This window comes from Sinorhizobium sp. BG8, assembly GCF_016864555.1.
GTDB lineage: Bacteria > Pseudomonadota > Alphaproteobacteria > Rhizobiales > Rhizobiaceae > BG8.
This window is the reverse complement of the sequence record NZ_CP044011.1, coordinates 1,414,888-1,429,746: the sequence shown is the minus strand read 5'-3', so window position 1 is coordinate 1,429,746 and position 14,859 is coordinate 1,414,888. Positions and strand designations below refer to the sequence as shown.

General features: G+C 61.6%; 12 protein-coding genes. 5 read left to right on the top strand and 7 right to left on the bottom strand.

Annotation, left to right across the window (positions count from 1 at the left end):
- Nucleotides 1–25 precede the first annotated feature (25 nt).
- The 3 genes from zwf to edd all read left to right on the top strand — a co-directional run bounded on the left by zwf (nt 26) and on the right by edd (nt 4,144).
- Nucleotides 26–1,498: a glucose-6-phosphate dehydrogenase gene (gene zwf / locus F3Y30_RS06650; RefSeq protein ID WP_203425701.1), complete on the top strand. Its 1,473-nt coding sequence runs from the start codon at nt 26–28 to the stop codon at nt 1,496–1,498.
- Between the two features lie 14 nt (nt 1,499–1,512).
- Nucleotides 1,513–2,211: a 6-phosphogluconolactonase gene (gene pgl, locus F3Y30_RS06645; protein WP_203425700.1), complete on the top strand. Its 699-nt coding sequence runs from the start codon at nt 1,513–1,515 to the stop codon at nt 2,209–2,211.
- 112 nt (nt 2,212–2,323) lie between these two features.
- Complete coding sequence (edd, locus tag F3Y30_RS06640) at nt 2,324–4,144, top strand: phosphogluconate dehydratase (RefSeq protein ID WP_203425699.1); 1,821 nt, start codon at nt 2,324–2,326, stop codon at nt 4,142–4,144.
- A gap of 76 nt (nt 4,145–4,220) precedes the next feature.
- Here edd and F3Y30_RS06635 read toward each other — a convergent pair whose 3' ends face one another.
- The 6 genes from F3Y30_RS06635 to F3Y30_RS06610 form a co-directional block, all read right to left on the bottom strand.
- Nucleotides 4,221–4,634: a hypothetical protein gene (locus tag F3Y30_RS06635; protein ID WP_203425698.1), complete on the bottom strand. Its 414-nt coding sequence runs from the start codon at nt 4,632–4,634 to the stop codon at nt 4,221–4,223.
- 108 nt (nt 4,635–4,742) lie between these two features.
- Entirely contained in the window at nt 4,743–5,834 is a 1,092-nt protein-coding gene (gene ugpC / locus F3Y30_RS06630) for a sn-glycerol-3-phosphate ABC transporter ATP-binding protein UgpC (protein ID WP_203425697.1), read from the bottom strand.
- Between the two features lie 21 nt (nt 5,835–5,855).
- Nucleotides 5,856–7,508, bottom strand: coding sequence for an alpha-glucosidase family protein (locus F3Y30_RS06625; protein ID WP_203425696.1), 1,653 nt, complete (start codon nt 7,506–7,508; stop codon nt 5,856–5,858).
- Between the two features lie 32 nt (nt 7,509–7,540).
- The gene (locus F3Y30_RS06620) at nt 7,541–8,686 is read right to left on the bottom strand and encodes a carbohydrate ABC transporter permease (protein ID WP_203425695.1); all 1,146 of its coding nucleotides are present in this window, start codon (nt 8,684–8,686) and stop codon (nt 7,541–7,543) included.
- Nucleotide 8,687: 1 nt separating this feature from the next.
- On the bottom strand, nt 8,688–9,698 hold the full coding sequence (locus F3Y30_RS06615; protein ID WP_203425694.1) for a sugar ABC transporter permease: 1,011 nt from the start codon (nt 9,696–9,698) through the stop codon (nt 8,688–8,690).
- 117 nt (nt 9,699–9,815) lie between these two features.
- Nucleotides 9,816–11,141: an ABC transporter substrate-binding protein gene (locus F3Y30_RS06610; protein WP_203426508.1), complete on the bottom strand. Its 1,326-nt coding sequence runs from the start codon at nt 11,139–11,141 to the stop codon at nt 9,816–9,818.
- A 339-nt stretch (nt 11,142–11,480) separates the two neighbouring features.
- On the opposite strand from F3Y30_RS06610, the gene F3Y30_RS06605 reads away from it, so the two are divergent.
- Complete coding sequence (locus F3Y30_RS06605) at nt 11,481–12,506, top strand: substrate-binding domain-containing protein (RefSeq protein ID WP_203425693.1); 1,026 nt, start codon at nt 11,481–11,483, stop codon at nt 12,504–12,506.
- Between the two features lie 31 nt (nt 12,507–12,537).
- On the opposite strand, the gene folD is transcribed toward F3Y30_RS06605, so the two are convergent.
- On the bottom strand, nt 12,538–13,437 hold the full coding sequence (gene folD, locus F3Y30_RS06600; RefSeq protein ID WP_203425692.1) for a bifunctional methylenetetrahydrofolate dehydrogenase/methenyltetrahydrofolate cyclohydrolase FolD: 900 nt from the start codon (nt 13,435–13,437) through the stop codon (nt 12,538–12,540).
- 519 nt (nt 13,438–13,956) lie between these two features.
- Here folD and F3Y30_RS06595 point away from each other — a divergent pair.
- Nucleotides 13,957–14,799, top strand: a complete 843-nt coding sequence (locus F3Y30_RS06595) for a WecB/TagA/CpsF family glycosyltransferase (protein ID WP_246752892.1) — start codon at nt 13,957–13,959, stop codon at nt 14,797–14,799.
- The last annotated feature ends 60 nt before the right edge of the window (nt 14,800–14,859 follow it).

The following is a 14,859-nucleotide window of genomic DNA, read 5'->3' as shown; positions in this document are numbered from 1 at the left end:
AACCCGAACCAGATCGAGAATTCCAATGAGCAGCCAGATCATTCCCGTTGAACCCTTCGACTATGTGGTATTCGGCGGTACGGGGGACCTTGCGGAACGCAAGCTCCTCCCGGCACTGTACCACCGCCAGCTCGCAGGCCAACTTTCCGATCCGACACGCATCATTGGCGCCTCCCGTGCGGCTCTGACGCATGAAGAGTATCGCAAGTTCGCCGCCGACGCCCTGAAGGAACATTTGAAGCAGGGCGAATACGACGACAAGGAAGTGAAGGCCTTCACCGACCGGCTGTTCTACGTGTCCGTGGACGCCAAGTCCGAGCAGGGCTGGGACAAGCTGAAGTCCCTGCTGGAAGAAGGCAAGGAACGCGTCCGCGCCTTCTATCTGGCCGTTGCACCCGCAATCTTCGGCGACATCTCGGAACGGATCCGCGATCACAAGCTGATCACCAAGCAGACCCGCATAGTGGTCGAAAAGCCGATCGGCCGCGACCTGAAATCCGCGACAGAACTGAACGACACGATCGGCAAGGTCTTCCGCGAAGAGCAGATCTTCCGCATCGACCACTATCTCGGCAAGGAGACGGTGCAGAACCTCATGGCGCTGCGCTTCGCCAATGCGCTGTACGAGCCGCTCTGGAACTCTGCCCATATCGACCACGTCCAGATCACCGTTTCTGAATCGGTCGGACTTGAAAGCCGCGCAGGCTACTACGACAAGGCGGGCGCGCTGCGCGACATGGTGCAGAACCATATCCTGCAGCTTCTCTGCCTTGTTGCCATGGAGGTTCCGACCTCGATGGATGCGGAAGCCGTGCGCGACGAGAAGCTGAAGGTGCTGCGCGCGCTGAAGCCGATCGACCAGTACAATGTCGAGCGCCTGACCGTTCGCGGCCAGTATCGCGCCGGCGCTTCCTCCGGCGGCCCGGTAAAGGGCTATCTGGAGGAACTGGAAGGCGGCGTTTCCAACACGGAGACTTTCGTCGCCATCAAGGCCGAGATCGGCAACTGGCGCTGGGCCGGCGTTCCCTTCTACATCCGCACCGGCAAGCGGATGGCGAACCGCATGTCGGAAATCGTCATTACTTTCAAGCCGATCCCGCATTCGATCTTCGACGCTGCGGCAGGCCGCATCGATGCCAACCAGTTGATCATCCGCCTTCAGCCTGACGAGGGCGTGAAGCAGTCGCTGATGATCAAGGACCCCGGCCCGGGCGGCATGCGCCTTCGCAACGTTTCGCTGGACATGAGCTTTGCCGAAGCATTCGACGTGCGCAACGCCGACGCCTACGAACGCCTGCTTCTCGACGTGGTGCGAAGCAACCAGACGCTGTTCATGCGCCGCGACGAAGTCGAGGCCGCATGGCACTGGGTCGACCCGATCCTCAAGGCCTGGGAAATCACAGGTCAGCAGGTGCAGGGTTACACTGCCGGCACCTGGGGCCCGAGCCAGGCGATCGCGCTTATCGAGCGCGACGGCCGCACGTGGCATGAGACGTGAGGCGGAGAACGGAAATGACCTCCAGATTCCACAGCTTCTCCAATGGGCCGGCGTTGGCCGAGGGCCTTGCAGACGCGGTTGCCGCAGCCCTTTCCAAGGCGATCGCCGAGCGCGGCAAGGCCTCACTCGTCGTATCGGGTGGCTCGACTCCGAAGGCTTTTTTCAAGGCTCTCTCCACGCGTGACATCGCGTGGGACAAGGTCATCGTGACGCTGGTGGACGAGCGCTTCGTTCCGGCCGATAATCCGCGTTCGAACCATCAGCTCGTCGCCGACAATCTGCTGCAAAATGTCGCCGCGCGGGCTCAGTTCATGCCGCTCTATCATGCGGCGGCAACTGCTGCGGAAGCAGCCGTGATTGCAACGCGAGAGACCGCCGCGATCGGCTGTCCCTTCGACGTCGCCATCCTCGGCATGGGAACGGATGGGCATACCGCATCCTTCTTCCCGGGCGGCACCAATCTGGCGCAGGCACTCTCTGCCGGGACGCCGCGCAGCGTGATCGAGATGGAAGCAGAAGGTGCCGGCGAACCGCGCCTCACCTTCACGTTCTCCAGCCTCCAGGACGCCGGTCTTCTCGTTCTCCATATCGAGGGACAGGGCAAGAAGGATGTTCTCGACCGGGCAAACGAGACAGGCGAGGAGACCGACATGCCGATCCGCGCCATGCTCCGCCGGGCGGAGACCCCGATCGATATCTACTGGGCGCCCTGAATTGGGGTAATCGGCAACGCCCTCGGCGGGGCCACCCATAGAGGACCCAGAATCCGGAACCTTTCCGGATCGCTACATGTGACAACGCAATCGAAAAAGTCAGGATACTCCCATGTCCGCCGATTCCCGCATAGAAGCGATCACGCAGCGCATCGTCGAACAATCGAGGCCGTTCCGAGAGCCCTATCTCGACCGGGTACGGGCGGCCGCGGAGAAAGGCGTTCACCGCTCGGTTCTGTCCTGCGGCAACCTTGCCCATGGATTTGCAGTCTGTTCCCCCTCGGACAAGGAGGCGCTCGCGGGAGACCGCGTGCCGAACCTTGGCATCATCACCTCCTATAACGACATGCTTTCGGCTCACCAGCCGTTCGAGACCTACCCGGAGCTGATACGGCAGGCGGCCCGCGAGGCGGGCGGCGTCGCGCAGGTCGCAGGCGGTGTCCCGGCCATGTGCGACGGCGTGACCCAAGGCCAGCCGGGGATGGAACTTTCCCTGTTCTCCCGCGACCTCATCGCCATGGCAGCCGCCGTGGGACTGTCCCACAACATGTTTGATGCTGTTGTATTTCTCGGCGTCTGCGACAAGATCGTCCCGGGCCTGACGATCGCGGCGCTGACCTTCGGTCACCTGCCGGCCGTCTTCATTCCGGCCGGCCCCATGACGTCCGGCCTGCCCAACGACGAGAAGGCGCGGGTCCGCCAGCTCTATGCCGAAGGCAAAGTCGGACGTGCCGAGCTTCTGGAAGCGGAATCGAAGTCCTACCACGGTCCCGGCACCTGTACTTTCTACGGCACCGCCAACTCCAACCAGATGCTGATGGAGATCATGGGCTTCCACATGCCCGGTGCCTCCTTCATCAATCCGGGCACGCCGCTGCGCGAAGCCCTGACCAAGGAATCCGCCAAGCGGGCGCTGGCGATCACTGCGCAGGGCAATGAATTCACGCCGGCAGGCGAAATGATCGACGAACGCTCGATCGTCAACGGCGTCGTGGGCCTGCACGCGACGGGCGGCTCGACGAACCATACGCTGCACCTGATCGCCATGGCCCGCGCGGCCGGCATCGTGCTGACGTGGAAGGATATCTCGGACCTCTCCGACATCGTTCCGCTGATCGCGCGGGTGTATCCGAACGGGCTTGCAGACGTGAACCACTTCCATGCTGCCGGCGGCATGGGCTTCCTGATCAAGGAGCTGCTGAAGGACGGTATGCTGCACGACGACGTGCGCACGGTCTACGGCCAGGGGCTCAGCGCCTACACGATCGATCCGAAGCTCGGCGACAACGGTGCAGTCCTCAGGGAGCCCTCCCCCGCCCACAGCCACGATCCCAGAATTCTCGCAAACATCGATGCGCCCTTCCAGAAGACCGGCGGGCTCAAGATGCTTACGGGCAATCTCGGCAGCGCCGTCATCAAGATTTCGGCAGTCAAGCCGGAGCGGCATGTGATCGAGGCACCGGCAAAGGTATTCCACGACCAGCTGGAACTGAACGAGGCCTTCAAGAACGGCGAACTCACCGGCGATTTCGTGGCTGTCGTGCGCTTCCAGGGCCCGAAGGCCAATGGCATGCCCGAACTTCACAAGTTGACGACCATTCTCGGCATTCTGCAGGACCGTGGCCAGCGCGTCGCCCTGTTGACGGACGGGCGCATGTCCGGCGCATCCGGCAAGGTTCCGGCTGCAATCCACGTGACGCCCGAGGCGGTCGACGGCGGTGCGATCGCGCGGATCGTCAATGGCGACATCATCCGCCTCGATGCGGTGGCGGGTACGCTGAACGTGCTTGTGGACGAGGCAACGCTTTCCGTCCGTCCGATCCCATCGGTGGATCTCGAAGCCAATGCCTTTGGCATGGGTCGTGAGCTTTTCGCACCGTTCCGCGCGGTCGCGGGGCCAGCGGATCGCGGCGCGAGCGTGCTCTTCAACTGACGCAACGGACGCTACAAACAAAAACACCCCGGCCGCATCGCTGCCGGGGTGTTTTTCATTTCGGACGGTCCGCGGATCAGCTGTAGATGTCCAGCGTCCGATTGCGGTGATTTCTGTGGGTGCTGTAGACGAAGATGCGGTTCAGGTCGCGATCCGACAGCAGGCGCAGGAAGCGCGCCTCGATGATGTCGTTGGCGTGCACGCGCTGGACGAGGCAGCCGATCATCGGAATGCGGGCGCTCTGGATATCCAGGTAGAAATTCTTCGGGACCTGAAACTTCGTCGCGATAGCGATTATCGCCCCGCTCTTGGAGATCTTGATGATCTGGCAGCGGCGGGAAACCAGATTGACGATGCCACCATTCTCCGTGAACTCGATGCGCGCCTCGTTACAGGTATCCTCCATCGGGAACTTCTTTTCCCGATCGTACATGAAGGATTCTTCCTTGTTGAGGTAGAGCTGCTTTGGAGCCGGTGACTGGTTGACCATCGGGGGTGTTCTCCCATGCTTTTTTCGTTTTGCCGAAGCTAGGAGAGAAACTTTAATAACGGGTTGAACACGCGGCTCCTGCGTCTCCGTCCAAGAAGATTCCGCGCGTCAGACGGCGCGGAAACTCTTGCCGGCTTCGTCGAAGAGATGCAACTTTCCGCGGTCGGCCGTGAAGCGGACCTTGTCGTTCCTCTTGACTGGCAGGATGCCCGGCACCTTCGCGATGATCGGCTCGTTTTCGACTAGGCCCTCGATGTAGAGAAGGGTCACCTCGCCGAGCGCCTCCACGATCGAAACGGTCCCCTCGAACAGGAAGACGTCGCCATCCGTGATCCTGAGGTCTTCCGGACGAACGCCGAAGCTCGCAGGCTTCCCGACATCGGAAGGCGTTGTCGGGGCGTCGATCACCGACGAGCGCCCACCCTTGAGTTCCACAGTCGTGGCAGGGCCGGCCGCGGTGATGCGGGCGGGGATGACGTTCATCGCCGGAGACCCGATGAAGCGCGCGACGAAGAGATTGGCCGGGCGTTCGTACAGCTCGAGGGGAGCTCCGACCTGCTCGATATGCCCCGCGGAGAGCACGACGATGCGATCCGCGAGCGTCATCGCCTCGACCTGGTCGTGGGTGACGTAGATCATGGTCGTGTCGCGCATCTGCTCGCTGAGCTTGGCGATCTCGATGCGCGTCGCCACGCGCAACGCTGCGTCGAGGTTCGACAGGGGCTCGTCGAACAGGAAGACCTTGGGGTTGCGGCAGATGGCCCGGCCGATTGCGACGCGCTGGCGCTGCCCGCCGGAGAGCGCCTTCGGCAGGCGGTCCAGATACTTGGTGAGCTGGAGAATCTCGGCCGCATTGCGCACGCGACGGTCGATCTCTTCCTTGCTCTCCTTGGCGATCCGCATGCCAAACGCCATGTTCTCGAACACGGTCATATGGGGATAAAGGGCATAGGACTGGAACACCATCGCAATGCCGCGCTTGGAGGGCGGCACTTCGTTGACCCGTTCGCCGTCGATCGTCATCACGCCGCCGCTGATTTCCTCAAGGCCGGCGATCATGCGCAGCAACGTCGACTTTCCGCAGCCCGAAGGGCCGACGAATACGATGAACTCGCCCTGTTTGATATCGAGATCAATGCCATGGATCACATCCACCGCACCGTAAGACTTGCGGATATCCTTGAGTACCACACCTGTCATGCTCGCCTCCCCAATATGCGTTTAGTCGAGGCGCGCGAAGAACGCGCCCCAGGCCGGAAGTTCGATCGTGTCATTCTTGATGGCGGCCTTGAACCCGTGCCCTTCGAGAGCCTCGACAGCGCCGTCCGGCTTCGCGACCGCCTGCTTTTCCTGGCTCAAGTTGAAAACGCACAGGATGCGCTCGTTGCCATAGGTGCGCACGAAGGCCAGCGCGGGCTCGTCGACCGTGAGGTATTCGACCTCGCCCTTGGCAAGGGCCGGGTACTGCTTCCTGAAGGCGATGAAGCGCCTGTAGTGGTTGAGGACCGAATCCGGATCCCCATCCTGCGCCGAGACCGCACGGGCAAGATGCTCCCCGGAAACCGGCAGCCAAGGCTTGCCGTCGCTGAAGCCTCCGAACAATGCCTTGCCGTCCCAGACCATCGGCGTCCGGCAGCCGTCACGGCCCTTGAAGTCCGGCCAGAACTGTATGCCGTAGGGATCCTGGAGATCCTCGTAGGCCAGTTCGGCCTCCGGCAGCGCGAGCTCCTCGCCCTGATAGATGCAGACGGATCCCTTTAGCGACATCAACAGACTCGCCAGCAGCTTGGCATGCGCGACATGGTCGGAGATGCCGAGCCCCCAGCGGGTGATGTGGCGCATAACGTCGTGGTTGGAGAAGGCCCAGCAGACCCAGCCCTCGGGAGCCGCCTTCTCAAAAGCCTGCTGCACACTGGCCACGATCGACGGCGTGATCGGATCCGGCGCCAGGAACTCGAAGGCATAGCACATGTGCATCTTGTCGCCGCCGGAGGTGTATTCGCCGGCGATCTCCAGCCCACGTTGGCTGTCGCCCACTTCGCCGACGGCCGCGATCGCCGGGAACTCATCCATGACGGCACGGAACCGCTTGAGGAATTCGAGGTTCTCGGGCCGGTTCTTGTCGTAGATATGCTCCTGGTAGTTGTATGGGTTCACCGCAGGAGCCGTCTGCGCATTCCGTCGCTCCGGTGCCAGCGCCGGATTGTCGCGAAGCTCCTTGTCGTGGAAATAGAAATTGATCGTGTCGAGGCGGAAGCCATCGACCCCGCGCACCAGCCAGAAACGGGCGACGGCCAGAAGCGCGTCCTGGACCTCGGGATTGTGAAGATTGAGATCAGGCTGCGAGGTCAGGAAGTTGTGCAGATAGTACTGCAGCCGGGTGGGGTCCCATTGCCAGGCGGAACCGCCGAAGATCGACAGCCAGTTGTTCGGTGGCGAACCATCCGGCTTCGAATCCGCCCAGACGTACCAGTCCGCCTTGGCGTTCTCGCGGCTGGAGCGGCTTTCGACGAACCAGGGATGCCTGTCTGACGTGTGCGACATGACGAGGTCGATCATGACCCTGATGCCCAGGCGGTGGGCTTCGGCGATCAGCCCGTCGAAATCGGCAAGGTTGCCGAAGATCGGATCGACGTCCTCGTAGTTCGACACGTCATAGCCGAAGTCCTTCATCGGCGAGGTGAAGAACGGCGAGATCCAGATGGCATCGGCACCGAGCGAAGCGATGTGCTCCAACCTCTGGGTAATGCCTTTCAGGTCGCCGATTCCGTCTCCATTCGTGTCCTGATAGGAACGCGGATAGACCTGGTAGATGACGGCGCCCCGCCACCAGTCCTTGTCCGCCTGCAGAATGGATGCACCCGTAGTCGTCATTGCAATGTCCTGTTCGATGCTTGTCTGAATGCTCAACCGCCCTTGACCGAGCCGGCAAGCAGGCCACGCACGAGGTAGCGCTGCAGCGTGAAGAACACGATCAGGGGGACGATGATGGTGATGAAGGCCGAGGCCGTCAGGATTTCCCAGTTGCCGCCGCGGCTACCCAGCAGGTTCACAAGGCGTCCGGTCAGCACGAGCTCCTGGTTTCCGGTTCCGAGAAAGACCATGGCGACGAGAAGGTCGTTCCACGTCCACAGGAACTGGAAGATGGCAAAGGAGGCAAGCGCCGGGAACGACAAGGGCAGGATGATCTTGACGAAGATGTCAAAATCACTGGCACCATCGACACGGGCAGACTCCATGATCTCGCGCGGCAGCCCCGCCATGTAGTTTCGCAGAAGATAGACGGCGAGCGGAAGGCCGAACCCCATATGCGCGAGCCAGATGCCGACGTAGGTCTTCGCCGGCACGCCGAAGAACGCGCCCACGCCATTATAGAGCTTCAAGAGCGGGATCAGCGACATCTGCAGCGGTACGACCAGGAGCCCGACGACGACAGCGATGAGGATCGCCCGCCCGGGGAACTTCATCCAGGCAAGCGCGTAGGCGCAGAACGCGGCCACGAGGATCGGGATGATGGTCGAGGGGATCGCCACCGTCAGCGAGTTGATGAAGGAAGAGCCGATGCCCTCGGCACTCAGCACTTCGCGATAGTTGTCGAGCGTAAAGCGCGGCGGAACGGCGGCGGTGAAGAAGACACGCTGCCCCCGGCTTCCTTCCATCTTCGTATCAGAGACAATCTCGAATGTGCCGTCGGCCTGGACTGTCAGCTTCTCGCCGTCGTTGAGCTCGGCCGTCTGCCCGGGCTGGAAGGCAGCCGGTTCGCGGCTCGAAAAGCCGAAGGCCGAGACGCTGCCTTTCTGACCTTCGAGGAGATTTCCGGAAACGACGAACTTTCCGTCGCGTTCAACCTGCGTGTCGGGCGACGGTGCGCGCGCGACGATGTTCTGTGTCGACGTGGAAAGGGCCGTCCACCATCCGGAGACGGCGAGTTGGTCCTTGTCGCGAAGGGACGAGATCAGCAGGCCCACGGTCGGCAGCGTCCACAGGACGACAAGCAGCACGACCGAGAAGTGGACGAGATAGATCAGTGGGGAGCGGGAGGCCGTGTGCATGTCAGCGTCCTTCCATTTCCTTGGCGGCGTTGCGGATGTTCCAGATCATGATCGGAATGACGAGAACCATGATGATGACGGCTATCGCCGCCCCCCGGCCGAAATCGCCCCCGCCCCTGAACATCCAGTCGAACATGAGATTTGCCAGAACCTGCGTCTGCCATTGCCCGTTCGTCATCGCGAGCACGATGTCGAAGACCTTGAGAACGAGAATCGTGATGGTGGTCCAGACGACCGCGATGGTGCCCCACATCTGCGGCACCATGATCTTGAAGAAGATCTGCAGGCCGCTGGCGCCGTCGATGACCGCCGCCTCGATCGTTTCCTCCGGGATGCCACGCAACGCGGCCGAGAGGATCACCATCGCGAACCCCGTCTGGATCCAGATCAGGATGACCATCAGGAAGAAGTTGTTCCAGAAGGGAACCGTCATCCAGGCCTCGGGCGAGCCGCCGAGCCAGACCACCAGCGCATTGAGGATGCCGATCTGTTCGTTGCCCTCCGCGCGGTAGTCGTAGACGAACTTCCAGATGACGGCCGCACCGACGAAGGAGATCGCCATCGGCATGAAGATCAGCGTCTTGGCGATGTTGCCCCACCAGATCCGGTCGGTCAGCGCCGCGATGATCAGGCCGAAGAACGTGGCGAGCGCCGGCACGACCAGCAGCCACAGGAAATTGTTGAAGATCGACTGGCGGAACTCGCCGTCGTTGAACATCCAGCCGAAGTTGCTGAAGCCAACGAAATTCTGCCCGGCGCGGTCGTGCATGCTGAGACGCACGGACTCGAACACCGGATAGACCAGATAAATCGCGAGAGCGAGAAGCGCAGGCGCCATGAAAAGCCAGGGCCGGATGGCATTGGTGGTTCGCAGGTTCTGCGATGCCTTTGCCCCCGTCAGTCCCTTGGAAGGAAAGAGCCTGTCCAGAATCCAGTTGGTTCCGACAAAATACGCGACACAGGCGAGAACGCCTCCGATCATCGTCGTGATCGCAAAGATGAGTTGCTGCATGACGCTCCCCCAGGAATGCTTCCGGCTGCATTGTGTTGAAGCTGGTCAGCACGCAGGACGCCACACGCCTGCGCCATGACAACCCGGCCGGAGGGCCGGCCGGGTTCAGGCAATCATTTACTTGATGGCGTCCCAGGCCTTCTGGATGTTCGCCGTGACGTCGGCCGCCGGCTTGCCGCCGACGAAATCGACCATGCCGGTCCAGAATGCGCCCGCACCGATCTTGCCCGGCATCAGATCCGAACCGTCGAAGCGGAAGGTCGTGGAGTTCAGGAGAATTTCACCCTGCTTCTTCATCGGCGCATTCGCATAGGCTTCCTGGTTGGCGCCCTTGAACGGCGTCAGGAAGCTCGATTGCGCCATCCAGACCTCATGCGCGATCGGCGTCTTCAGAAATTCGATGAAGGCGCGCGATGCCGGCGTGTCCTTGGTAATCATGGCCAGCGTGCCGGCACCGAGCACGGGATTGCCGAGTTCGGGCTTGCTGGCGTAGGGCGGCATGTAGAAGAAGTCCGCATCCTCACCGACAACCGTGCCTTCCGGGAAGAACGACGGAACGAACGAGGCCTGGTGATGCAGGTAGCACTTCGGCGGAGACGCGAAGAGACCCTTCGGGCTGTCGCGGAAGTCTGTCGAGGCGACCGCTGCGGCACCGCCGGATACGAACTTGTCGTTCTTGGCGAACCAACCGAACTCATCCACCGCGCCGACCACAGCCGCATCGGTGAACGGGATCGCGTTCGTGACCCATTTGTCGTAGGTCTCCGGCGTCTGCGTACGCAGCATCATGTCTTCGACCCAGTCGGTGGCCGGCCAACCCGTGGCGCCGCCCGAGCCGAGGCCGATGCACCACGGCGTCTGGCCGTCAGCAACGATCTTTTCCGTCAGCGCCTTCAGCTCTTCCATGGTCTTCGGCACTTCGTAGCCGGCATCCTCGAAGTTTTCGGGCACGTACCAGACGAGCGACTTCACGTCGATCTTGTAGGGAAATGCGTAGAGTTCCGCCTTGCCATCCTTGCCCTTGTACGTGGAAAGGTCGACCCAGGACTGACCGGCCGCATAGTTATCAAGCAGCCACTTCTTGGTGTCTTCGCCAAGCGGGACGAGATAGCCCTTCGAAGCCAGGTCTGCGATCAGGCCAGGCTGCGGGAGGACCGCGACGTCCGGTGGGCTGCCGGCCTGCGTATCAATGACGATCTGCTGCTCGTAGTTCTCGGAAGACGAGTATTTGACATCGGCGCCCGTTGCCTCGCGGAAATAGTCGAGGACCGATTCAACCAGCGTCTGGTCCTCGCCGCGCCAGGGGCCGAAGATGGTGAGGGTCTGCCCCTTCAGGTCATGGCCCTTCTTGAATTCCTCGTAGCTCGCCCAGTTGAACTTCGAATCTTCACCGGGCTTGAACTTCAGTTCGGCCGCGCTCGCACCACCCGCAAGAAACGCCATGGCGGCGACGGTCAACAAAAATCTCTTCTTCACGTGATTTGCCTCCTCAAAGGCCCGGCCTCCCACAGCCCGGCTCTCTCCAAATATGCAATTCTTCAAAGCGCTTTGGGTATTCTTTAATCCCATCACTTCCCAACCCCAGTCAAGAGGTCCATTCCGTACAGAGCAAAAAATTGGCTGAATTGACGCAATGCAGCGCAGTTTTGCACCGCGATACGAACGAATTGCTCTTTTCCGTTCAGGATTGCCAATGATAGATATTCACAGCGCTTTGAGACAAAGTTCCCCACAATTTCGAGGCTTTTCCAAAGCGCTTCGACCATTTACGGGGCCAAGCGCGTGAATTTGAAGCAGCTGTCGCAATTGCTGGGCCTTTCCCAGACCACGATCAGCAGGGCACTGAACGGCTATCCGGAAGTGAACGCCGAAACGCGGGAGCGCGTTGTCCAGGCCGCTCGCGATACCGGCTACCGGCCGAACCGGGCGGCGCAACGGCTTGCTACCGGCCGCGCCGGATCGATCGGTCTGGTGATGCCTACCGCGGAAGGCTACGCGTCAGACGTGCACTTCGGCGAGTTCCTGGCGGGGCTGGGCGACGAGGCCGTTCGCCACGATTTTCATTTCGTGATCAGTCCAAGCCATCCGGACGATGAGGAGGCAGCGTGCCGACGACTGGTTGCAAGCGGCAACATCGACGCGATTTTTCTCGCCTACATCCGCGAGAAGGACCCGCGCATCGCAATGCTCAAGTCGCTATCGACACCGTTCGTGGTTCACGGCAGGTCGCTCGGAATTCCGACCGACTACCCCTTCCTCGACATCGACAATACCGCCGCCTTCTACGATGCGACACGCCTTCTGATGCAGCTCGGCCATCGGCGCATCGCCCTCATCAACGGGCCGGAGCACCTCGCCTTCGCAATCAGGCGCAGAAAGGGTACGGAGCGGGCGCTTGCCGAACACGGCCTTGTCCTGCAGGAGAACTGCATGCAGCATTCGCAGATGATGGACGAGCACGGGTTTCGCGGCATGCAGCGCTTTCTCCGGCTCGAGGAGCCGCCGACGGCGGTGCTCTGTTCCAGTACGGTGCTTGCACTCGGCGCGGTGCGAGCGATCAACCAGGCGGGACTTGCGCTCGGCAAGGACATCTCGCTCATCGCGCACGACGATGTCCTGCCGATGCTGAAGCCGGAAAACTTCATGGTTCCGTTGACGACGACGCGATCGTCCCTGCGGGCTGCAGGGTCGCGCATTGCCAAGCGCCTGATCGCACGGATCCTCAAGCACGAGCCCCTGCCCGAGCAGGAGCTGTGGAAGACGGAACTGATCGTGCGCGCCTCTACGGGGCCGGCGCCCCAGGAATGACCAGGGACACCCGGAGCGCCGCGACGCGCTCTCAGAACCTCGGCGGCTTGCGACCGGCGCTGCGATAGGCGGCAATCACCGTATTCGCCATCAGCATGGCGATGGTCATCGGGCCGACGCCGCCGGGAACCGGCGTGATGACGCCAGCGACCTTTGCGCATTCCTCGAAGGCAACGTCCCCGACCAGGCGAGTCTTGCCCTCGCCCTTGTCCGGTGCGGGGATACGGTTGATGCCGACATCGATGACAGTCGCGCCCGGCTTTACCCATTCAGCCTTGACCATCTGCGGCCGGCCAACGGCAGCCACGAGGATGTCAGCGTTGCGGCACACTGCAGCCAGATCGCTGGTGCGCGAATGCGCGGTCGTGACCGTGGCGTTCGCGGCAAGCAGCAATGCCGACATCGGCTTTCCGAACAGGTTGGACCGGCCGATGACGACGGCGTTCAGTCCGGAAAGATCCTCGCCATGGATGCGGCGTACGAACACCATGGCACCGGCCGGGGTGCAGGAAACGAGACCGCCTTCCAGATCACCGGTCGCCAGCTTGCCGGCATTGACCACGTGCAGCCCGTCGACGTCCTTTTCGGGCAGTATCGACTGGATGATCGGCTCGGACTTCAGATGTTTCGGCAGGGGAAGCTGGACGAGAATGCCGTTAACGGAAGGATCCTCATTCAGGGTCTTCACAAGGGCGGCGAGCTCTTCCTGTGTCGTCTCGGCCGGAAGCGTGTGCTGCACCGAGGTAAAACCGCATTCCTTGGCCATGCGGCTCTTCGCCGACACATAGGTATGGCTCGCCGGATCATCGCCCACGATGACAACCGCGAGCCCCACTTTCACGCCGGTTTCCTGCAGCAACGAGGAGGCGGCGTCCTTGACGGCCTCAATGACAGACGCTGCAACCTGCTTTCCATCGATGATCGTGGTCAACTCATTCTCCCTGCGGTTTGGCCCGGTCCTGCGTGGGGGGCATAGTAGGATCGGCGCAATCCGCCGATTGGCCTCTCCACGCCGTATGATGTCCAAATCGAATAAATTCAAGACAACAAAAGCGCGCAGGGTGTCCCAAGGGCGGATACAGCTCTTCCCATCGACGCTCGCGGGCGTGACGCCCTTCAAAAAAACCGGCGAGACTTGCCACATTTCTTGGCGGCCCCCGCCAGGCGCGATGTCAAAAACACTTCAAAATAATTCCTATGTTTCAATAATTTAGATCAAGGATATCGCGACCGGTAAATCATCGGTTAACGCGCGAGCGGGGATTTGAGCGAAAGACTTAAATGGCCCTTCAGGCGGCCCTGATACGCACTGGCAAGGCAGGCGGCAGGAATGCGGGAAGAGCATGAAGTCCTTCATCGACGGCAGAACAAGAGCGGCCGGGTACCAGCCGCGCGACGCACAGCAGATCGACGCGAAATTGTCGGGTAGCGGAACGGCTGGAGGACAGTCGTGAACGAATCCGCCCGCAGAGGCATATACGCCTCCCATCGCGATATTCTCGGCCTGCAGGTCACCAATTTCGACTGGGCCTCCGCCTTCACGTTCGTCGAACAGATGGCGTCCATGCCATTCGGGCAGACGGTGATTGCCTTCCTGAACGCCAACAATGCCAACCTGATGATGCGCGACCCCGAATTTCGCGCAGTTCTTCAGCGCCAGATGATTCTGCCCGATGGCCACGGCGTCGATATCGCCTCCCTGATCTTCCATGGGGAGCGTTTTCCGGCCAACCTCAACGGTACGGATTTCGTTCCGGCGCTCTTGACCTATATCGACAAGCCGAAGCGCGTGGCGATGATCGGCGCGCGCCCGGACACGCTGAAGCGGGCAGCGGAAAGCCTCCGGCGCCATGCACCCTGGCACGAGTTCATTCCGATTGCCGACGGCTATTTCGATCCGACCCAGTCGGATGCCGTGATGAAGGAGGTTCGCCGCGCCGCCCCCGACATCCTGCTTGTCGCCATGGGCAGCCCGATGCAGGAAAAGTGGATAGATCGGCACGTCGGCCCAGGTCACGCACGGCTCGTCATCAGCGTCGGCGCACTCTTCGATTTCCTGTCTGGAGACGTCCCGCGTGCACCGAAGAGGATGCGGCGCCTGCGCCTCGAGTGGCTGTTCCGGCTCTTGATCGAGCCCAGCCGCCTGTGGAAGCGTTATGTGATCGGCAATCCGCTGTTTCTCTATCACGTGATCCGCCATCGCCTGAAAGGGGGCGGACGCCCCAAGAGGAGAGCGCAGCTTCTCCTCAGGAATCAAACTCCGCCCTTGCAGCGGGACGGGTTCCCAGACTGACAAACCCGGGGATCGGATCGATCCCCGGGTTTGTGCCTGTCCTATCTGATCTCACCCTGC

What these genes read in the sequence shown, in the direction of transcription:
- zwf (WP_203425701.1), top strand. Translation starts at nt 26, where the DNA reads ATGAGCAGCCAGATCATTCCCGTTGAACCCTTCGACTATGTGGTATTC.
- pgl (WP_203425700.1), top strand. Translation starts at nt 1,513, where the DNA reads ATGACCTCCAGATTCCACAGCTTCTCCAATGGGCCGGCGTTGGCCGAG.
- edd (WP_203425699.1), top strand. Translation starts at nt 2,324, where the DNA reads ATGTCCGCCGATTCCCGCATAGAAGCGATCACGCAGCGCATCGTCGAA.
- F3Y30_RS06635 (WP_203425698.1), bottom strand. Translation starts at nt 4,634, where the DNA reads ATGGTCAACCAGTCACCGGCTCCAAAGCAGCTCTACCTCAACAAGGAA.
- ugpC (WP_203425697.1), bottom strand. Translation starts at nt 5,834, where the DNA reads ATGACAGGTGTGGTACTCAAGGATATCCGCAAGTCTTACGGTGCGGTG.
- F3Y30_RS06625 (WP_203425696.1), bottom strand. Translation starts at nt 7,508, where the DNA reads ATGACGACTACGGGTGCATCCATTCTGCAGGCGGACAAGGACTGGTGG.
- F3Y30_RS06620 (WP_203425695.1), bottom strand. Translation starts at nt 8,686, where the DNA reads ATGCACACGGCCTCCCGCTCCCCACTGATCTATCTCGTCCACTTCTCG.
- F3Y30_RS06615 (WP_203425694.1), bottom strand. Translation starts at nt 9,698, where the DNA reads ATGCAGCAACTCATCTTTGCGATCACGACGATGATCGGAGGCGTTCTC.
- F3Y30_RS06610 (WP_203426508.1), bottom strand. Translation starts at nt 11,141, where the DNA reads ATGGCGTTTCTTGCGGGTGGTGCGAGCGCGGCCGAACTGAAGTTCAAG.